This window comes from Paenibacillus sacheonensis (assembly GCF_009909195.1).
GTDB classification, from domain to species: Bacteria; Bacillota; Bacilli; order Paenibacillales; family Paenibacillaceae; genus Paenibacillus_Z; species Paenibacillus_Z sacheonensis.
In genome coordinates this window covers 319,620-340,005 of record NZ_JAAAMU010000003.1, presented here as the reverse complement: position 1 = coordinate 340,005, position 20,386 = coordinate 319,620, and the positions used below count along the sequence as shown (strand labels likewise).

Annotated in this window: 12 protein-coding genes; 1 reads left to right on the top strand and 11 read right to left on the bottom strand. The window is 56.7% G+C overall.

Going from position 1 to position 20,386, the window contains the following annotated elements:
• Positions 1-10: 10 nt before the first annotated feature.
• The 4 genes from rpe to GT003_RS07005 form a co-directional block, all read right to left on the bottom strand.
• The gene (gene rpe / locus GT003_RS07020; protein WP_161695849.1) at positions 11-685 is read right to left on the bottom strand and encodes a ribulose-phosphate 3-epimerase; all 675 of its coding nucleotides are present in this window, start codon (positions 683-685) and stop codon (positions 11-13) included.
• A 20-nt stretch (positions 686-705) separates the two neighbouring features.
• Positions 706-1,743, bottom strand: coding sequence for an alcohol dehydrogenase catalytic domain-containing protein (locus GT003_RS07015; protein WP_161695847.1), 1,038 nt, complete (start codon positions 1,741-1,743; stop codon positions 706-708).
• A gap of 532 nt (positions 1,744-2,275) precedes the next feature.
• The gene (locus GT003_RS07010; protein WP_161695845.1) at positions 2,276-3,331 is read right to left on the bottom strand and encodes a galactitol-1-phosphate 5-dehydrogenase; all 1,056 of its coding nucleotides are present in this window, start codon (positions 3,329-3,331) and stop codon (positions 2,276-2,278) included.
• 15 nt (positions 3,332-3,346) lie between these two features.
• Positions 3,347-4,249, bottom strand: a complete 903-nt coding sequence (locus GT003_RS07005) for a sugar phosphate isomerase/epimerase family protein (RefSeq protein WP_161695843.1) — start codon at positions 4,247-4,249, stop codon at positions 3,347-3,349.
• Positions 4,250-4,501: 252 nt separating this feature from the next.
• Here GT003_RS07005 and GT003_RS07000 point away from each other — a divergent pair, with 252 nt between their 5' ends.
• Positions 4,502-4,951, top strand: a complete 450-nt coding sequence (locus GT003_RS07000) for an SMI1/KNR4 family protein (protein ID WP_161695841.1) — start codon at positions 4,502-4,504, stop codon at positions 4,949-4,951.
• Between the two features lie 53 nt (positions 4,952-5,004).
• Here the strand turns inward: GT003_RS07000 and GT003_RS06995 are convergent, their stop codons facing one another.
• The 7 genes from GT003_RS06995 to GT003_RS06965 all read right to left on the bottom strand — a co-directional run bounded on the left by GT003_RS06995 (position 5,005) and on the right by GT003_RS06965 (position 20,386).
• Complete coding sequence (locus GT003_RS06995; protein WP_161695839.1) at positions 5,005-6,126, bottom strand: GntR family transcriptional regulator; 1,122 nt, start codon at positions 6,124-6,126, stop codon at positions 5,005-5,007.
• A gap of 139 nt (positions 6,127-6,265) precedes the next feature.
• Positions 6,266-6,685: a hypothetical protein gene (locus tag GT003_RS06990; protein ID WP_161695837.1), complete on the bottom strand. Its 420-nt coding sequence runs from the start codon at positions 6,683-6,685 to the stop codon at positions 6,266-6,268.
• Between the two features lie 180 nt (positions 6,686-6,865).
• Positions 6,866-13,654, bottom strand: coding sequence for an S-layer homology domain-containing protein (locus tag GT003_RS06985; protein ID WP_161695835.1), 6,789 nt, complete (start codon positions 13,652-13,654; stop codon positions 6,866-6,868).
• A 34-nt stretch (positions 13,655-13,688) separates the two neighbouring features.
• Positions 13,689-14,867, bottom strand: a complete 1,179-nt coding sequence (locus GT003_RS33000; RefSeq protein ID WP_161695833.1) for a HupE/UreJ family protein — start codon at positions 14,865-14,867, stop codon at positions 13,689-13,691.
• A gap of 267 nt (positions 14,868-15,134) precedes the next feature.
• Positions 15,135-17,876 (bottom strand): discoidin domain-containing protein, encoded by a 2,742-nt coding sequence (locus GT003_RS06975; protein ID WP_161695831.1) that lies wholly within the window; start codon positions 17,874-17,876, stop codon positions 15,135-15,137.
• 3 nt (positions 17,877-17,879) lie between these two features.
• The gene (locus GT003_RS06970; protein ID WP_161695829.1) at positions 17,880-19,364 is read right to left on the bottom strand and encodes an ABC transporter substrate-binding protein; all 1,485 of its coding nucleotides are present in this window, start codon (positions 19,362-19,364) and stop codon (positions 17,880-17,882) included.
• A 149-nt stretch (positions 19,365-19,513) separates the two neighbouring features.
• A complete protein-coding gene (locus GT003_RS06965; protein WP_161695827.1) occupies positions 19,514-20,386 on the bottom strand; it encodes a carbohydrate ABC transporter permease in 873 nt (290 codons plus the stop codon).

The window sequence follows — 20,386 nt, the reverse complement described above, 5'->3', positions numbered from 1 at the left end:
ACGGCCTCCGCTAGGCCGTATCCGAGATCGAAGCGCGGAACCGTTCCGTCAGCTCCAGCAAATCCGCGTCCTTCTTGAAAATGCTCGAGGTGCCCGCGACGAAAATATCCGCCCCGGCCGCCAGCATCTTGACCGCGTTCTCGTTCGAGATGTTGCCGTCGACCTCGATCTCCACGCCCGCATAACCCATGTCCACGAGATGGCGCTTCATATTCGCGATCTTGCGCAGCGTCGCCGGCACGAGCTTCTGCCCGGCGAAGCCGGGGTTGACGGTCATGACGAGCACGACGTCGAGATCGTCGAGAATGTCGTCGATCGTGTAGATCGGCGTCGCGGGATTCAGCGCCACGCACGGGCGGGCGCCAAGCGCTCTGATCTGCTGCAGCGTCCGCTGCAAATGAACGGACGCCTCCTGATGGACCGACACGATATCGCCAGGCCCGACCGGAAACAGATGCAGATGGTCCTCCGGCCGTTCCACCATGAGGTGAAGATCGATCGGGATGTCGGTCATTTCGCGGAGCGTCCGGACGAAATCCGGTCCCAGCGTGAAGTTGGGCACGAACCGGCCGTCCATGATGTCGATGTGCAGGTACTCGACGCCGGCCCGCTCGAACGCTTCGACCGTCTGCTCCAGCCGGCGGAAGTCCGCGCACATCATCGATGGGGATATTTTGCCTGCCATGCTGCTGCGCCTCCTCGCGCCTAAGGTTTCACGATAACCCGCATGCCGACGTGACTCTCCGCCGTCTCGATCGCTTCTTGGATCCGCTCCAGCGGGAACGTGTGCGAGATGTACTTCTTCATGTCGATCGCGCCGGACGCGATCAGATCGATCGCCTTCTGGTGATGCGCCGGCAGCGAGCCGTGGGCGCCATGCACGAACAACTCCTTGTAATGGATGATGTTCGTGTCCAGCGTAACGAGCGACTTGCCCTTCGGCAGGCCGCCGAAGAAGTTGACGCGGGCGCGGTTCTTCGCCATGTGGATGGCGTCGACCTGCGCTTCCGGCGACGGATTCGACGTAATGACGACGTCCGCGCCGAGGCCGCCGGTCTCTTCGAGCACGCGCTCGATCGCGTTCTCCTCGTTCGAGCAGATGTAGGCATGCGCGCCGAATTGCTTCGCCAGCTCCAGGCGCGGACGCGAGCGCTGGACGAGGATGACCTTGGTCGCTCCCATCATTTTGGCGACCTCGACCAGCATGCAGCCGATCGGCCCCGCGCCGATGACGACGACCGAATCGCCGAGCCGGACGTTCGACAGCTCCAGCGCGTTGATGACGCAGGCGAGCGGTTCGGCGAGCGCCGCTTCTTCGTGGGAGACGTGGTCCGGGATGCGGTGGATCGGTCCGAAATTGACGACCATCTTGTTCAGCAGCACGTAATCCGCGAAGCTGCCCGCGAATTGATAGCCCATCGCGTAGTTGATCTGGCAGTTGTTGCCGATGCCGGCTTCGCAGAAGACGCATTCGCCGCAGGGGACGTCCGCGCCGAGCGAGATGCGGTCGCCGACGTTGAATTTGGTGACGTTGGCCCCGACGGCCGCGATTCGGCCGGATGCCTCGTGGCCGAGAATTTGCGGCAGCTGCACGCGGCTGTTGCCGTGGTGGTAGATCCGGATGTCGGAGCCGCAGATGCCGACGGCTTCGACTTTCATGAGGATGCTGTCCGCGTCCATCGCGGGCAGCTCGACTTCTTGGACGACCATGTGGTCGAGGTTGTGCAGTACGGCCGCTTTCATAATAAGCCTAGCCCTCCTTTTTAATCATCCGGCCTTGCGGGAGAAGTGCCCTGCGGGGAGTGCGGGTCTTCCGTCGCTGTTGTAGTTCGGAATTCCTCGATTTAATAAAACACTTAGAGGTAGAATTCCGACTACAAAGGCGAACGCTTCGCTCTTCAGACGCCACATCCCCTCCGGTCCCTTCTTGCCGGATGTTTAAACCGTTATAAACCATGGGGGAACTCCATCTTTGGATATGATTCCGTTTTGGCCTGCGGGCCCGGAAAACCTTGATTTCTTACTTGCTTGCTTGCTTGATTCAAGCCCGGGTTTCGGTCTGGCTTCGCGGACCTTTGGGGCTTGCTTCTTGAATATTGCTGCGCCTCCTTGTAGACCGGCGCTACATCGAAGTCGGCCTGTTCTCGAGCCTACGAAGCCAGGCATAAACCAAACACCAAGCGACGAATATCGAACGCCATTTACCAATTACCAACGCCTACAGCACGCACCGGCCCAACGAAGTCTGCCAATCTCCCTCTAAGGCAGCCCTCTATTAAACCTCACCGCCCGACGGCAGGATCATCACTTTATTAAAGAACTGCGTCCGCTCGCGCATCATCCGCAGCGCTTCGAAGGTGTCGTCCAGCGTGCAGCGATGGCTGATCAGCGGCTTGAGATTGAGCTTGCCCGACGCCATGCTGTCGACGACGAGCCGCCATTCGTTGCGCGGGGACGATCCGTACGAGGAATTCCACGTCCCCCGAACGGTGAGCTGCTTGCGCAGCATTTCCCAGTACCCGTCCTGCGACAGCGCCATGCCCCCTGCGGGATTGCCCATCAGCACGACGCGGCCGAGCTTGCGGACCGCCCGCAGGCAGTTCTCCCACGACGCCGCTATGCCGGCGCCTTCGATGGCGACGTCGGCCCCGAGGCCGCCGGTCAAGCTCTTCGCCCACTCGGCAGCGCTTCCATCCAGCGGGTTGAACGTATCCGTGAAGCCGAGCTCGTTGGCAAATGCCAGCTTCGTCGCGTCGACGTCCGCCAGCATGACGCGCGATGCGCCCCATGCTTTGGCCCAATACGCGAGCATGAGGCCGATCGGACCTGCGCCGCTGATGAAGACGCGGTCGCCTACGTCGAGTCCCGCTTGGCGGAGCGCGTGAACGGCCACCGCCGCGGGCTCCGTCATCGCCAGCTCTTCGAAGCCGAGCGAATCCGGCGCGAGGACCAGATTCCAGACCGGCGAGACGATATATTCCGCGAACGCGCCGTCGCGCCGCGAGCCCATGTAGTCATAATGGTCGCAGAGCGCGAACTCGCCGATCTCGCAATACGGGCAATTGCGGCAAGGCAGGAGCGGGAACACCGCGGCTTTGCGATTCAGCAGCGCCGGATCGGTATCCGGGCCCAGCCCGACGATCCTGCCCGCGAATTCATGACCGGGCACCGTCGGGAACCGATACGTGCCTTTGGTGAACACGCGCGGAATATCGGAGCCGCATACGCCGCAGGCGCCGATATGCAGCAGCACTTCGCCCGGGCCGGGAGCGGGCTTCTCGATGTCGGCCAATCGCAAATCGCCGAGTCCGAACAGCACGTTTGCTTTCATCCTCTGCTCACCCGCCTACGCCTTGACGAACTGCCGCCAGTAATCGACGGAAGCCTTATGGTCTTGGATGATGCGGAATTCCGTCGACCAGGCCTCGCGGTGCGAGAGCTCGAAGATCAGTTCCGCTTCCTTCGCGCCGGAGGCCTCCAACGCTGCCAGCAGCGGCTCGCCGTGGATGATGCCCAGCGCGTTGTACTCGTCGGTGAAGGGCCAATGCCGGCTGTGGTTCAGCTCCGTCTGCTGAATATGAATGATCGGCGACACGCTGCCCAGCTCGCGCACCCAGCGGTACGGGTCCCTGTCGTTCGGATGCGGCGCGTGCCCGACGTCCAGCACCAGTTTGAACGGAATGCCGGCGCCGTCGTTCAGCCGCTCCAGCAGTTCCTTCGAATCTTCGACCGTGTTGGCCATTTCGCGCGGAATGGACATCGGCTCGAACGTTAAGTATTCCATGCCCTTCTCCTTGGCGTACCAGCTGAGCTCCCGCCAATTCTTCAGCGCTTCCCCGATGATGAATTCGCGGCGCTCCGGGTTGTCGTAATCGGCAAATGTCAAAATGCCGAAGTGGCTGCCCGTCGACGTCGCGCCCATCGCGACGGAAATATCGACGAAGCGTTTGAACCAATCGAGCCACGTGCGCCTCGTCGCCTCGTCCGGATGCATGAAGTGGTTCACCCGCGTAAACGAACTGGTAAACGTGCTCGTGATTTGCAGGCCGTACTTCGCGGTATTCTCTTGAATCTGCTCCAACTGCCGCTGAATGACGCTTTCCGGCAGAAACGCATTCAGCAAATCCGCGACGAACTGCACATAGGTCAGCCCAAGCTCCTCCGCTACGATACGGGCCCAAACCTCCGGTTCCACGTACTTATTGACAGCAAAACCCAGATTGACGCCAAGCTTCAGATCAACAGTCATTCCCGCCATCCTCTCCCATGGACAAACCAGATGAACATCTAGTACATAAATTAATACTATTATGTATCACTGATACTTACAATCCATTTTTGCACATCCCAAATACCCGCCGATAACTCGGCAGGATATCGATTGATGATTCTTGAATGGAGTAGTGGCATGCTCGTCGGTTTCGATAGAGCGAAAATAAAGGAGTCGAAAATAGGAACGGAAGTAGGAGCGACATTAGAAACGGACGTAGGAGTGAGACTTATGGATCGGGAGAGCATCATGGCCTTGTTGTACGAATATAAACTGCAAGATTACGGGGCTCCGTTCAAAGGGTGCTCGATGGAGGAGATCGCCTCGCTGGAGCGGGGGTTCGCCCGCCCGCTCCCCCTGACTTACCGCGCGTATTTATCCGCGGCCGGCCATGAGTCGGGCAAGCTTTTTCGGGGAACGGACGCGAGCTTCTCCGTGCTGGAGGAGCTTCAACCGGAGGCAAGGGAGCTTTTGCGAGAGAACGGCGATCTCTTTACGCTCCCAGAAACGGCGTTTGTTTTTGCGATGCATCAAGGCTGGGTCATCTATTACTTTGAATTGGACAAGGGCGATGACCCGCCCGTTCTATGCTGGTCGGAAGGAAGCGGGGCAGCGGCGGAGACGATCAGTCCGTCTTACAGCGCCTATCTGATGGATGAAATCAAGCGTCACGCACGATGAGCCGAAAATAGAAAAAGGACCCGGCATCGTTCAGCCGAGTCCTTACATTTACATTAACGAGGGGCAGCCACGCTCTCCCGCAAAATCAATTTCGTCGGAAGCTTCACGGACGGCACTCGCGTGCCTTCAGGCGCGCCGATCACTTGAATCAGCAGATCGATGCACGCCCGCCCCAGGTCGCCGGCCGGTTTGCGGACGCTCGTCAGCGGCACCGGCAGCAGGCCGTTCATGCGGGAGTCGGTAAAACCCGCGACGGACAGCCGCCCGGGCACCTCGATGCCGAGCCGGTGCGCGGCTTTCATGACCGCAAGCGCCACGTAGTCATTGGAGCAGAAGACGGCCGTCATCGCGGAAGCCGCTCGTATGAACGCTTCCAGATCGGCTTCCTTGTTGCCGTAATCGGCATAGATCAAGCTGCGGTTAACAGGGAGATCCGCGGCGACATGCGCCTGAATATAGCCTTGATAGCGCTCCTCGCGGCTCATGACGCCGGCCATTTCCTCGGATACGAAACCGACCTGCGAGTGGCCCGCGCCGATCAAGTGCGTCGTCAATTCATAAGCCCCGCCATAATGGTCATGGCAGACGTTCGGAATGTCGAGCTCGCGGAACGCCCGGTCGATGATGACGATCGGATAATTCGCCAAGTGCAGCCGCAGCACTTGATTGCCGCAAGCCCGCCTGTCGCCGGGGAACAGGATGATGCCGCGGATGCCTCGGTCCTCCGATAGTTCGCGCAGCAGCGCTTCCTCTTTATCGTGGTCGTCCCCTGCCACGCGGAACAGAAGCTCATAGCCCAAGGCCTGCGCCGCGGGCAGCGCGGCGGTCATGATCTGGCCGACGAAGTCGTCGATGGCCGGCACGACCATGGTAATCACCCGGTCGGAAAGTCCGGCCGGCGCGGCATGGCCGTCTCCGTATTCGGCCAGGAACGTTCCGCGCCGCGGCATCCGGTAGACGATGCCCTCCTTGGCCAACGCGAGCAGCGCTTCCTTGCTCGTACGGCGGCTGACGCCGAACATGTCGGCCAGCTCGCCCTCGGAGGGCACCGGATCATGCGGCCGCAGCCCGCGCTCCTCGATCAGCTCCATGATTTTGAGGCGCATTTGCTCGTACAGCGCGAAGGGCCCCTTGACCAGCTTCTCTTTCTTCTCTCGCAGTTCTTTTCCGTTCAACGCGCGAATCCCCTTCGATGTACGACTGCATACGCAGATGTATCAGTGATTCATCTAGTGTATAACCACAGCATCCGAAATTCAATATAAAATGCCTGCCCTGTGACGGGCAGGCATTACGTGCAGGCATTACGTGCTCTTATGAAACCCGTTCTAGCTTGAACGAGAATTTCCATTTCGCGGCGTTGCCGGAATAACGTCCGCGATTCTCGACGACGGTGACCGTGAGCGCTTTATTCACGGTTTTGGTGATGGACGCTACTTTTAGCGAGGCGCTCACTTGCCCGTCATCCGGAATCTTGTCCTGCTCCTGCGCTTCGGCTTTCAAGGTGATCGTTCCCGTCGATTTGACGCTCAACGTGACTGCATCGCCTTCTTGGATCTCTTTGCCGTTCACGTAACCGCCCGTCCACCATTCGTTGCCAACGTGATTATTTTCCACCAAGCTGGCACCGATGAATGTAATTTTGATTTTGTTCGTCTTGGAAGCGGCCGTCGCGGGTTGAGTCGCGATCAGCGTCAGCAACAGGAGAAACAGTGCGTTTCTAATCGTCTTCATAGCAAACCCCCATCATAGGCTGTATTGCGCAATACCTTGATTATAATGCGGTCCCTTCTATTAATCACCCATTTTCTTCCTCTCTCCAGCCAAATGAAAAATGCCTCCTCGCCGGAGCGAAGAGGCATTTAGCACGATCTCTTGTTTCAGTATGTCGTCTTGCCGTATTTCGTCATGCCTTTAGATGAAATCCGCGTAGTCCAGCAATCTCTTCAGCATGACGGCCGCTTCCGCGCGAGTAGCTTTGTTGTCCGGAGCGAAGTTGCCATTTGTATTGCCTTCGATGATTTTGGCCTCGACCGCTTGCGCCACGAATGCAGCCGCCCAAGCTTCGATGGCCGATTTGTCCTTGAATACGTCGAGCGGCAGCGTGCCGTTCGTATTCGGCTGTTTGCCCGTAAAGGCAAGCGCGCGCGAGATCATGACCGCCATTTCTTCACGGTTGATGGAGGCATTCGGCTTAAAGCTTCCGTCTTCATAACCTTTCGCAAGGCCTGCTTTCACGGCTGCGCCGACCGCTCCCGCGAACCAGTCTTTACCGTCGACGTCGTTGAAGGCTGCTCCGGTTTGATCCTCGGAGATGCCGAGCGCACGAACGACCATGGCAGCGAATTCCGCACGGGTTACTGCGGCATTAGGACCGAACGTATCGTTGCTGAGGCCTTTGACGATCAGTTTGGATGCCATCAGCTCCACGTCCGTTTTGGCCCAGTGGCTGGCGAGGTCGCCGAACGTTTTGTTCAGCTGCGCAACCGCATAAACGCTGTTGCCGTTACGCTGAATCGTCACGATCGTATGTCCGTTTACCGTTTTAAAGGTCGCCGGAACGAAGGTGAATTCGCCTGTCTCTTCGTTGTACAGCACGGCCGTGGATTTCGAAGCATCCAGCGTCCGGTCGATTTCAATCGTACGGGATACGTACGTGTGACCGAACTCGTGAAGCTCCTGCGTCGTGCCGTTCGATTGCAGGAATACGCCGTATTGAACGGGAGTTCCTGCCAGCTGAACGCCGGCTTGCGCTGCTTTGTCCGCTATCGTCTGCGACAATGCGCTGCTTACTTGATCGATCTTGATGATGATTTTGGCATCAGTGCCAATTGTCGCCGGAAGGTTAAGCGCGCTGATCGGCAGATCATAGCTTGCGCCGTCAAGTTGGATCGAGATCGTCAGATTCGGCGTCGTCTTCAGCGCGTCTAGCAATGCGCGCGCCGGCAGTTCCACGTTCGCGATTCCCGGGGAATCCGCCGCGATCGCGATCGTTTGACCGCCTTGACCCGTAAGCATGGCGATGGCTTGGTCCAGCGTTTTGGCCGGCAGCGTGAACGTTTCGCCGGACGCGGAACCTTTAATACTTGCTCCGTATTCGGTTTTCACCGGCGTGATTTCAGGCGTTTGGCCATTGCCGGCGTTGCCGTTGTTGCCGTTGTTGCCTCCACCTGTAGTCGTATCCGCCGACGTTCTTTCGGTTTTCGAAGGTCCGTTCGTGCTCCAGTTGCCGGACGCATCTCCCGCCTCTACCTTGAACGTGTACGACGTGTTCGCCGTCAATCCGGTTACGTCATAGCTCGTACCCGTTACGGTCGCTAGCTCGACATTATCTTTGTACACCTTGTACTTGGTGACGCCAATATTGTCCGAAGCTCCCGTCCAGGTCAGCTTCAGCGTCGTCTTGCCGATAGCCGATGCCGTCAAACTGCTTTCGGTCCACGTCGGAGCCGTCGCGTCGGTTCCGCCATCGGCTGTCGTGAAGCTCCAAATATCGGACAAGCCTTTTCCGGTATAAGCATCTTCCGCTGCCGCATACCATTGGTACTTGGCACCCGCGCTAAGATTGCTCCAAGTCGCTGAAGCCTGCTCGCCGCTAGTCACCTGCTCCTCTTTCCCGATCGGTTGATCGGAATAGACGTTGACGCCCATGTAGTCGGTCGATACGCGTTTCACTTGAGGCGTCAGGTCGACATCAAGCGTGAATTCATCTTTGCTCGGATCTTCGTCATAGAAATTATAATCGTCCAAATACGGCGAGTACGTCTTCACGTACATTTTGTCGTGGGCGATATCAAACTGCAGCAGCTTGATATAACCTTGACCGCCCTCCGGGCCGCCCTGATAGTCGGACAGCATTTGGTACACTTTGCGGTCATTCTTGCCGTCGCCATCATCGTCGATATCATCGACAAGCAGCTCGGAATTATGGTAATGGCCGGACAAGACGGCAAATACGTTCTTGTTCTTCTTCACGACTTCTTCGAAAATCTTATCCGCGATCGGAGCCCGGTTGCCGGATACGAGCAGGAATTCATGGAAGTTCAGAATCGCCTTGCGGTTAGGATATTTCGCTAGCACTTCATTCATCCAGTCGATATCCGAATCGCGGATCCCCCAGCCCATGTAGACCATAATGAAATCATTGCCGTGCGAGGAAATGAGGTCGTAATGGCCCCGGTTGTTATCCAGGGAACCGCCGTACGACGGCTGATCCTTGAAACGGTCTTCGCCGAAATAGTTCCAGTAGTAATCATAAGCGCCGAGCTGATGATCGACGTCATGATTGCCCGCAAGCACGCCGTAAGGAATTTTTGCGTCTTCGAGCACTTTCATGTCGGCATCGGCACGCTGCCACTGAATCTCTTTGTCCGCTTCGTCGACGATGTCCCCGGTGTGGATGACATAATCGATTTTGTTCTTCTCTTTGTTATCCGCGATCCAATGCACGATATCTTCATAGATATACGGATAGCTTTCCGAATAATATTGCGTATCGGACATCCAAGCGAAGGAGAAATCGTAATCCTCTTGCGACGCGGGCAGCTCGTCCTGCACCATCACTTGAAGTGCATGATTGTCTTCGTAATCACCGGCGGTAACCCACGCACCGAGCGAAAAGTCTTCCACTCCCGCTACAACGGAATCGACGCTGTTCCATTTCTTCTCGGAAGGGCTCCAAGCGTACAAGCTGACTTTACGTCCTTCGAGCGATTTTCCTTTCCAGCTGAGCTCGATCTGATCGGTATCTTTCACAGAAGGATCAAGCTGCACTTGGAACCGCTGATACGGGAATTGAGTGGTCGAATCATCGGTCAGATACTGCCCGTCGACTGCGCTGATCTGCGCATAGTCATCCTCGGACATCGCTTTTTCCCCTGCAGGGGCGATTTCCTTCGGAGGCTCGACATCCGCCGCGTTGCGGAAGCCTTCGAAGCCGTCCTTGTTCGCCGCATCGTATTTGAAACCGCGGTAGAAGGATACGTCCATCTTGTCGCTCGTAGGATCCTTGACCTTTACCGTAAGCTCGGCGTTACGGTCGATGCCCGTTGCCCCGTCGGCTGGCGACACGAGCTCTGGTTTCAGCGGATTCTCGTCCGGAACGGAGAAGGTTACTTCCTTCTGCGAATGGTTCCCGACTTTATCCGTTGCCTGAACCATAAGTACATGCTCGCCTGCCGCAAGGTCCTTTGAAGAAGTTGCGTAAGGAAGCTTAACAGGCGTTTCGTCAAGCCATACTTTCACGTCCTCCACGCCTGCCAACGCATCTTTGGCTTCTGCGTCGATCATGAACGGGCCACGGTACTCCTTGCCGTCTTCGAGAGTCGTCGTAATGACCGGCGCGGTGTTGTCCACAGTCACATGCACCGATTTCTCGCCGTACTGGGAGTGGCTGACTTTCACGGTATGATTTCCGTCGGTCAGTTTAGTCGTATCGAGCGCATAGGCCTTCGATGCAAGCAGCTCGTCCGGAATGACGAAGTTGAAATCGACGACCGGATTTTTCCCGGCGCTGTCGCCCATCGGAATAACCGTATCGCGGTTCTTATAACGATCGTCGAAGATCTCCGTGCCGTCCGCGAATACGAGCCGTACGTTACGCACCGTGAAATCATCCTTGTTCTCTTCCGCGCGGTCATCGAAAGGTGAAGCTTTCGTGCCTGCTCGGATCGAGATGATGTTGCTGCCGCCTTTCAAGCGCTCCGATTCGATCGGCACAGTCAACGTCGTGTAGCTGTTAATCGGATCTTGGAAAATCGATAAGATCTCTTGGCCTGCCGTTACGCCGTTCTTGAAGTAGTAGTTGACGCCGTTCGCTTCGAAAGCGAAATAGGCATCCTGCTCCACGGCTGCGTAGCTTCCGTCCGTCGCTTCGTTCTGATCGATCGTCAGATGAAGCTCCGAGGCTGGCGCATTCTCCGAAGTCGCTTTAATCACCTTCGTGCCTGCAAGCACCTCGTCGTCCTTCACATTCAGACGCAAATCCGAATGATCAGCGTTACCGTTGATCGTCGTACGGTATTTTTCGGACGTTACTTCATTCTTGCCATCGGAAACGACGTAATAGTATTCGATATAATCGCGTCCGATCAGTTCAGGCGAATAGATCGTGTAGTGATATAAAGTATCATCGAAGCTTTCCGTCAGATAACGCTTCGTATATTGCGCATCGAGGTTGCTCCTGTAGAACAAAGCAACGGATTTCACTAAATTCTCGTCATGCGCTTCCGCCGTGATCAGCAGGTTTTTCGCTTTATCGATCTCTGGCGTATTCGTTAAATCCTTATACGTCGGATTAGTCGTATCGAGCGGCTGCTTGACCGTAATAAGCGGTACCTGAACCGACGATACCGAACCGGGAGTCGCAGCGTCTACGCCCGCGCTGTATTTAATCATCGTGATGCTGCCGGTTGGCGAGTATTTATAGAAAATACCTTTATTCGCAACCGTCTCCGCATCGTTGTCATAATAGACGGCCGAGATGTCCGTCTTTGTATTCGTCGTGATTACGATGCCGCGTTTGCCGCCGTTCGCCATGCCGTCACTGTACATTTTGACGATGTTCGTTCCTTCGATCAGGCTCGTGCCATAAACGGCATTGAAGTCGGCGACGGTTTTTTGCTTGTTCTGGCTGTTGATGACCCAAAACACCATCGTTTGCTTCGAAGGAATAAGGATCTCTTCGGAATCCGTCGGCCAGACGACGTCGGCATCAGGTCCCGAATCGGTGTAACGATATTGAAGCTTATAGTTCTTGAAGTTAACGGTTTGATCCGTATTGTTGTAGACCTCGACGAACTCATAGCCGTCTGCCGTGCCTACGTTCGTGGAGTCCGGCACGATTTCCGTCACCATCAACGGTGAGAGCTTCGAGAAGTCCACGTTGCCCGTCTCGATGGTAACGTTATAAACGGTTGATTTCACGGTATCCGTGCCGTCATCGGCTTGGATGTAATATTGCAATTCCGTACCTGTCAACGCTTCCTTCGGAATGGACGCGGAGAACGTGTCGCCGGCTCCGGCCGCCATCGGCATGGAAGTGTAATCGGATGCATCGCCTACTTTGTAATGCAAGGATGCCGTAATCGTATCTCCGCTGTCCTCGTCGACAATGTCGGCTTGTACGGCCAGATCTTGATCGATGCTGCCCGACGCCGGCGGCGTATGTTGAATGACCGGTAATTTATTCACGGCCGGAGCCGGTTGCACCGGAACCAACCCCGTTTCCACCGAGCCCGGCGTAGCTGCATCGACACCTGCGTTGTAAAGGTGCATTTGATTCGAGCCGTCGGTTGGATATTGATAAAATATGCCTTTATTCTCTATCGTCTGGGCATCGTTCTCATAGAACGCTTCTGCGATTTCCTTGCCTGCCTTGGATGCGACGACAACCTTGCGCTTGCCGCCGTTGGCCATACCTCCGCCGCCGTCGATTTGGAATAAATTCGTGTTCTCCGTAAGGTTCGTGCCGTAGTTGGCATTAAAATCCGCTGCCGCCAATTTATCGTTGGCACCGTTCTTGATCCAGAATGCGACCGTGCCGAGCGGCGGGATGACCGCGCTGCCGGGAAGCTCCCAAGCCGCATCCGGCGAAGACTCGTCCGTATAACGGTAGATCAGCTTGTAATCCTTGAGCGCAATCGGGCGAGTCGTATTATTATACAGCTCCACGAACTCGTAAGCATCGGAGTTTACGCCGTTCACGTTCACGGAATCCGGAACAAGTTCCGTGACGAGCAAAACGGGAACCTTCGAGAAATCCAAGCCGCTTTGCTCGATGGCTGCCGTGTAAGTCAAAGACTTCACGTGGTTAACGGCATCCGAAGCTTCAATATAGTATTGCAGCTCCGTTCCGGAGAGGGCCGCTTTCGGAATCATTGCAGAAAAAGTCGTTCCTTCCGTAACGGTCATCGGTACGGAAGCGAATGCCGCGTCTGACGGCTTCTTGTAATAAACTGCAGCCGTCGGCGTATCGTCCGCATCGGTAATCGTCGCGGTGATGACCAGGTCTTCGCTGCTGCTGCCTTGCGTGACCGGCGTATGCGTAATGACCGGCGGTTCGCTGGCAGGCAGATCAGGGAATTGGTAATGAACGGATGGAATCTGTTCAGTTGCCAGCGCTCCAGGAGTCGGAAGCGACTTGACGGCGAATTTATCCGTTTGCGTGCCGCTTGCCGGCAGCTTGTAGTGGTCGCCAAGGCCAGCTCCTACGTCCGTGGCCGCCGCATAGCTGGATTTCGATATTTCCGTGCCTTGGCCGTTCTTGATGACGACCGTGCGGTCAGCGGTGTTCGAGAAGCCGCTGAAGCCGGCGACCTGAACGACCTGGCTGTCCGTCAGGCTCACGCCGTACTTGGTATTGAAATCTGTCAACGCGAAGCCCTTCGGATTGTACCAGAACACCATGACCTGCTCCGGAGCAAGCGATTTCGAGCCGAATGTAAAGGTCGCATCCGGCGTGGAAGTCGGATAACGATAGATGAAGGAATATTCGTTCAAGCTCAGCGTCTTGTTGGAATTGTTATATACTTCGAAAAACTCATAATCGTCCGTTCCTTCCACATCCGGATGAATTTCCGATACGAATAGTTCCGGCACGGTATTCTCTTCTGCTGCAGCCACGGTTACGGATGAGAACAAGCTCATCAGCATCGTCGTTAACAAGGTGCTGGAGATCCATTTCTTGTATCTCTTGCTGAACATTCAATAGACACATCCTTTAAAAGTATAGTGGTTACTAGATTGCTATAACGCGCTCGACCAGCCAATAGAGACCCATGATTCCGACGAGCGATGAAGTCCCGTACGTCCACCAGACCTGGCGGCTCTGGGTTGTAAACAGCTTCAAGATCAGCCATAATACCGGAACTACGATCACGAGAACCGCCAGTTGCCCGATCTCGACACCTAGGTTAAACGAAAAGAGCGGCAGAGCAATATTGCCCGCCATCGTCCCGTGCAGGATTTCGGCGAAGCCGAATCCATGGATCATGCCGAACAAGGCAGTGACCACGATTTGCTTGCTCTCCAGTTTCGGAAACCTCTTGCGGAACATATTCTCGAATGCGACGAATACGATGCTGAGCGCAATAAGCGGTTCAACAATTAGCGGGGACAACGACGCCAGGTCGAGCGCCGATAATACCAACGTAATGCTGTGTCCCACCGTAAAAGCCGAGATTAGTTTCAGCATTTTCCATCCGCTCGTTCGAGCTGCAAGAATTAAGCCGCAGAGGAACAGCAGATGGTCGGCGCCCGACCAGATATGTTCCATTCCCATTTGCGTATACTCTTTCAGCACGCTCGTCCATGAGGACGAGGTTACGAGAGGGCTGGCCTGCTGCTCGGAATTATCGCCTGCTTGGGAATCCACTCCGGCGGCAGCTCCGTGATAGCCCTCCATCTGTAGGATATTGTTGGAGCTGTTGATGATTTGTACGATCGACTGCTGCCCCATTCTTATGGTTGCAAAGCTTCGATGATCGGGGTTCGTACCGTCATAAAAGTTATATTGAACCATGTACCGGTCGACAGGCTCCGCAAAATCATAGTTGATGTCGAGCTCGATCATCGGCATTTTAGCCTTCTCCGTATGTTTCGCCGCGAGTATAATCCCTGTACCCACATTGCTGTTGCCGGTTACGATTAAGCGATCATAAATTAAAGCGTCAAGTACCTTGTCTCCTCCAGCAAGCTCGCTTTCCGAGATTTGCCCATTTCCGTCCTGATCGATGGTCGGAAGCGCTTCGAGCAGCTCCTTCTCCAGCAGGAATAGATTATATTCCAGGCTCTTGTCCTTGACGGTAATATCCGAAAATCCCGTTGAGCTGAAATGCGCCTCGGCCGTGCCTCCGAATATCGCGAAAAACATCCATAAGGCAGCCAGCACGACGCCTGCTTGTACGCGAAATCTCACCTTTCTCTCCTCTCTCCTATCCCCGGTTGCGTATTCTCTCTATTGCTCTGAAACATTTTCTCTATCTAGCAAATGATTCACATCTAAGCGATCATAGTTAGGAAATGTAAGTTGCGTATTAAAAATAGATGAAGAAATTGTTGAGGTTACCACACCTTTCCAGCATAACGAATGCGATACGGCATATGGGCAAACGAAAAAGAGGCTCCGATTGAATCGGAACCTCTTTTTAATCATTCTAAATCCCTCTAAAGTCCTTTTTAATCCCTATTCGCCGTAAACCTCCAACTCCGACACCTGCGCAGCCGGCCAAGCCGTGTTGCCGTCGATGACCAGCCGCACGTACCGCGATGAAAGCCCGCCCAGCCGAATCTCCACCGTGTTCTCCTTCGCCGGATCGAACGTATACGTCTGCTTCGGTATAATGGCCTTGAATTGTTCCCCGTCGTCGCTGCCTTCAATCAGGATCGACTGGTCGCGAGACTCCCAAGCGTCCATCGGCGGCAGCTTGAGCACGACCCGTCCGACTTTCTGCGAACGGCCAAGATCCACGGTAATGCTTTGCGGAAATCGATTGCCGAGGCTTTCCCAATACGTGAACGGATCGCCGTCGACGGCCAGGTCCGCGGTCAGCTCCGCGTTCGCGTCGGTAGAGGAGTCGGCCTCGTGCTTCAGCGCCGCATTCACGGAGGACTTCGTTTTCTTGAACGGTACGTCCTTCACGGCGCTTGCTTGATCCGCGGATGCGAATGCAATATAGGCTGTCCGCTTGCCGAGGATGCTCGCGATATAATCCGCCTGCAGCCAGTCTCCCTGCTCCGCCACGGGAATATCGGCGATCTTCGATCCATCCGCCGTGTAAGCCGCGGCGGCCGCATGCTTCCAGCCCGCCATCGTCTTCACCCGCAGCGTCGTATCGGCGCCGAGCGGCTGGTAGATGCGAATGTCCCGCTTGCCGCGGACCTCCGCCAGCAGATGCTCGCCGGGATCGAGGTCGAAGCCGTTGTAGCGGATATAGCTGCCGGCCCGGACCGTGCCGGATTCGGCCGACGCCTCGAACCCGCCGGCGGACAAGGTCGTCTGCTCATCCAGGCTGTACGGCTTTTCCGTATCCCAGTTGGCGATGACCGTATGCGTGCCGAAATCCGTCCGCGTCGTCGTGGCGTCGATCGCATCGTAGCTGCGGACGCGCGCGTCCGCATAATCCGCCAGCACGTACTTCTGGAAGACGCCGATGACGTCGATCCACGGATTGTTGACGCCGGTATACAGGTCTCCGCTCAGATTGTAGCCCATCGCAACATTCCAGCGAAGCATATCCTTGTTATCCGTCATCGTCTCCGCCGCCAAATCATGCTGATAAAGCAGCACCTTGTCGCGCAGCAGCATGCCGGCAAGCGGATAATAGTCCGTGTAGCTCGCCGTGTTCTTCCGATACCCGAGCAGATCCCATAGATAATTGGTGCCCATGAACCCGATGCTGTCGTCCGCCAGCACATCCGTGCCGTCTTCCGTATACATCCGCGTATTCAGCGAGTCGAAGTAGTTGCGCACCCCTTCGAAATAAGCCGACCAGGGATCGGTATTCGGAGCTCCCGAATTGGCCGCGAACGGCGCATTGCGAATGCCCCATTGATCCTCGAATATCCCGTCCACGCCCGCTTCCAGCAGCCGTTCATGCTCCTTGGCGATGCGGGACGTCACGAACGGATGATTCAGATTCATGACGTAGCCGCTGTGCTCCCCGTAATCCTCCTTCAGCATCTCGCCGTTCTGCTGCTGCACGACGATATCGGCAAGCGCCACGCCGTCCGGAAGCCCCGCGAGCGTTGGCGAATGAACGCCCCACCAGGAGAAATTCGTATACGGCACTACCTGGCTGCCCTTGGTCTTGGCATGTTCGATGAAGGCTTTGAAATCGTCCATGCTGCCCCATTGCTCGGCCGGCGGAACGAAATCCGGGTAATTCTCGTCGTGGCCGCCCGTCTGAAAGCCAACCAGGTGGACGATGCCGCTGTACGGCAGCTTATCGACGATCGTCGATTCCAGCGACGTCCACGTTTCCCTGCCCAGCGCGGCGATATCCAGCTTGTAGAGCGGGAGCCCCGCGGCATGCGCCTTCTCGGCGTCCAGCTTGTCGTCCACCGAGCGGTACGCGTCGATGCCGTTCAGCGTACGGTAAGAGCCGATGGAATCGGGATAGTCGCCGCCAACCTCCAGCACGACGGCCGGACTTTGCCACTTGCCGCCCGGCATGGTCCAGATGCTGTAGTCATGGACGAACGCGCTCTTGCCGGCGTCGTCCGTCTGATTCTTGAAGCCCAGCTGCGTCGTCGCAGTCGGTTTGCCGCCGATATCGTAGAGCGCCAGATTGCCGTTCTTCGTCCGCAGCGCCGTATACGAAGCGAACATGACGCCCGGATATTGACCCGCGTACGCATTGCCTTCCGTGAAGAACGCCGGCTTCAGCTTCGCGCCCGGCAGCATGGGAAGCATGCCGTCCACGACGTCATCGGCGGCGAACTTCAGCTCGTACGGGAAACGGAAGGATTGAATCGTTTCCTTCGTGCCGTTAACAACTGCCGCTTCAAGCACGATGCGGTTGGTCCGGTCGAAGCTGGCCGTCACGTCCACTTGCAGCTGTCCGCCGTAATGGAGCGCGAGCGCCGCGCGCTTCGCATTCCAGCTGTAGCTGAACGGCGCGTTCCGCACGCTGCTCACGGAGGATTCGTCCTGCAGAATCCCCCACCAGAGCGCCCCCTGCCTGTTGCCCGCCGTCAATCGCTTGCCGGAAGCTTCGTCTTGCACGTAGGTGATGCCGCCGTTCTCGTCCGAGAAAGCGATCTCGTACTTGTCGTTGCCGATGCGCAGCAGCCCGTCGTCCGCTTCGAAATGAACCGCCCGAGACGGAAACAGGGCGCTTCGCAACGCGAACGCCCCGGCCAGCGCCGCCAGTATCAGCGCCGCGAACAACATCATTCTCGTGTTTCCACGACCCTGTTTCGCCATCGCTTATTGCACTTTAATGTTGTCGTAGAACTTCTCTTGCATCTTCTTGGCGGAATTGTCGAGCGACGCCTTGATGTCGACGTCTTTCTTGGAGAACACGGATTGCACGTTCAGCGTCATCTCCGCATAGTAGTCCTGCGTATTGAATTGCGCTTCCGGCTTGCCGTCGAGCAGACTCATGATTTCCGGGCTGTATTGGTACACGTTGTCGTATTTGTCGTAAACGGCTTTCACCTTCTGGCCGTAGTCGGAGCTGTCCGTGAAGTATTGGATGACCGGCGGCACGAAGAATTTGCCGTCCGTCTTGCGCTGCTGGATGCTGGCTTCGACGGACTCCAGCCCTTTGTCGGAGAAGTAATCGAACGTCGCGTAACGGAACGCCATTTCCTGCTCGTCTTTCGTCGCGTTCGGATTGATGACGAGGAAGTCGCCGCCGAGCACGCCCGTGTGCTTGCCGCTCGCGTCCGCTTTCGGCATCGGATAGACGAGGATGTCTTCCGGCTTCATGCCGCCTTGGTTCAAGCCTTGGTCGACCGGACCGTCCGGACCCGCGATGACCATGGCCGTTCGGCCCTGCGCCCATGCGCCGACCGCGTCGCCCCAGCCGAGCGCGAAGTCCTTCGGAATCGCGTTCGCTTCCCAAGCGAGCTTATGGTAGAACTCGAGCGCTTTCACGCCGGCATCGGAGTTGAACGCCGCCGTTACTTTGCCGCCGTCGACCGTTTGGATCTCGCCGCCCGCTTCGAACAGGAAATTCGTCCAGTTCCAGCCGGATTCGTTGCCTTTGCCCATCGGCGCGATGCCGGAGATGCCTTTCTTCGTATCGGCGACCGCTTTGGCCGTGTTCAGCATGTCGTCCCACGTCCAGTCGTACGACGGAACCGCCACCCCTTTGTCGTCGAGCATCTTCTTGTTGACGACCGTGCCCGTCACGTAGCCCTGCTGCGCGATGCCGTACACTTTGCCGTCGATGATGAATTGGTTCTGCAGGATCGGATTCATCTGATCCTTGAACTCGTAGGCGTTGAACAGGTCCGTGATATCGGCCGCCCAGCCGCGCTCCGCGAGGAACTTGCCTTCCGTCGCGTACGTGTTGAACAGCGTCGGCGCTTCGTTCGCGCCCATCTTGATCCCGATCTCGTTCGGGTTGTACTGCCAGTCGCTCTTCACGATCTCGACGTTCGGATATTTCTCGTTGAAGCGTTTGATTTTGTCGTCCTCGAGCGCCCGCTTCTCTACCAGATCCGGCGTCGGATAATAGATGCTGATCGTGATCTTCTTCGTGGACGCGTCGTTCGCCGGCGCATCGTTCGTCGCCGCGTTGCCGCCGTTGTCGGCCGCCGCGTTCGTGCCTTCGTTCGTCGTGCCGGCGTTGCCCGCGTTGCCCCCGTTATTGCTATTGTCGTTGCTGGTGCCGCAGGCGGACAGCATGCCCGTCAGCAGGGCCGCGCTTGCCAGTACGAATGAAGCTCTGCGAAGCTTTTTCATATGATTTCCCCTTCTCGCTTAAATTGCCTTACACGCTCATCATAAGGGAGGCGCAGGCAAAGCAGAATGTGCGTATCTATGTCGATCGTGTGCAGGTCTACGATGCGCAAAACGGTGTAGAAACGCGCCTGCCGACGTAGAATCGCGCCTTATCCCTTCACGCCGCCCATGTGGAGCCCGCGGACGATGAACCGCTGGAACAGCAGAAACACGATGATCGGCGGCAGCATGACCATGGTCAGCATCGCGAATTTGACGTTCGTGTCGAGCCTGCGCACGTTGATGACGTAGTTGTAGATCGCCGTGGCGAGCGGGCGCGTCTTGTCGGTATGCATGACGAGCGACGGCCAGAACCAGTCGTTCCACGCCGTGGAGAACACGAAGATCGCCAAGGTCGAGAAGATCGGGATCGACAGCGGCAGCGCGATGCCCGCGAAGAGCCGCGCGTCGGAGGCGCCGTCGATGCGTCCCGCCTCGAACAGCTCGTGGCTGATGCCGTCGAAGAAGTTCTTGAGCAGGAGCAGGAAGAACGCGTTGGCGCCCGCCGGCAGCCAGAACGCTTGGAACGTGTTGAGCATGCCGAGCTCCTTCAAATTGATGAAATTCGGCACGATGTACGTCGTCGGCGGAATGAACAAGGCGGCCAGGAAGAAGAAGTTGATCGCCCGGCCGTACGGAACGTTAAGCCGCGACAGGCTGAACGCCGCCAAGCCGATCACGACGACGGTGACGGCCATGTTGCCCGCGAAGATGATGAGCGTGTTCCGGAAGAACAGCGGCAGATCGATATAATTCCAGCCTTTCTTGAACGTATCGAACGTCCAATGCTCGGGCAGGAAATGCGGCGGGAAGGAGTTCACTTCCACGTTGGACTTCAAACTATTGAACAGCGTCACCAGAATCGGGTAGAGCATCGAAGCGACCATCAGGATAATGACGGCCAGCATGATGCCGTAGACGACCCGGTTCGGCGTCTTCTTCAGATCGTAGCTGGATAGGATGCCGCGGTCGAAGCTCTTCAT

Excerpts from the sequence above, each read along its gene's own strand:
- GT003_RS06990 (WP_161695837.1), bottom strand. The coding sequence starts at position 6,685 with ATGAAGACGATTAGAAACGCACTGTTTCTCCTGTTGCTGACGCTGATC.
- GT003_RS06965 (WP_161695827.1), bottom strand. The coding sequence starts at position 20,386 with ATGAAGAGCTTCGACCGCGGCATCCTATCCAGCTACGATCTGAAGAAG.
- GT003_RS06970 (WP_161695829.1), bottom strand. The coding sequence starts at position 19,364 with ATGAAAAAGCTTCGCAGAGCTTCATTCGTACTGGCAAGCGCGGCCCTG.
- GT003_RS07000 (WP_161695841.1), top strand. The coding sequence starts at position 4,502 with ATGGATCGGGAGAGCATCATGGCCTTGTTGTACGAATATAAACTGCAA.
- GT003_RS07015 (WP_161695847.1), bottom strand. The coding sequence starts at position 1,743 with ATGAAAGCGGCCGTACTGCACAACCTCGACCACATGGTCGTCCAAGAA.
- GT003_RS06975 (WP_161695831.1), bottom strand. The coding sequence starts at position 17,876 with ATGGCGAAACAGGGTCGTGGAAACACGAGAATGATGTTGTTCGCGGCG.
- rpe (WP_161695849.1), bottom strand. The coding sequence starts at position 685 with ATGGCAGGCAAAATATCCCCATCGATGATGTGCGCGGACTTCCGCCGG.
- GT003_RS06985 (WP_161695835.1), bottom strand. The coding sequence starts at position 13,654 with ATGTTCAGCAAGAGATACAAGAAATGGATCTCCAGCACCTTGTTAACG.
- GT003_RS07010 (WP_161695845.1), bottom strand. The coding sequence starts at position 3,331 with ATGAAAGCAAACGTGCTGTTCGGACTCGGCGATTTGCGATTGGCCGAC.
- GT003_RS07005 (WP_161695843.1), bottom strand. The coding sequence starts at position 4,249 with ATGACTGTTGATCTGAAGCTTGGCGTCAATCTGGGTTTTGCTGTCAAT.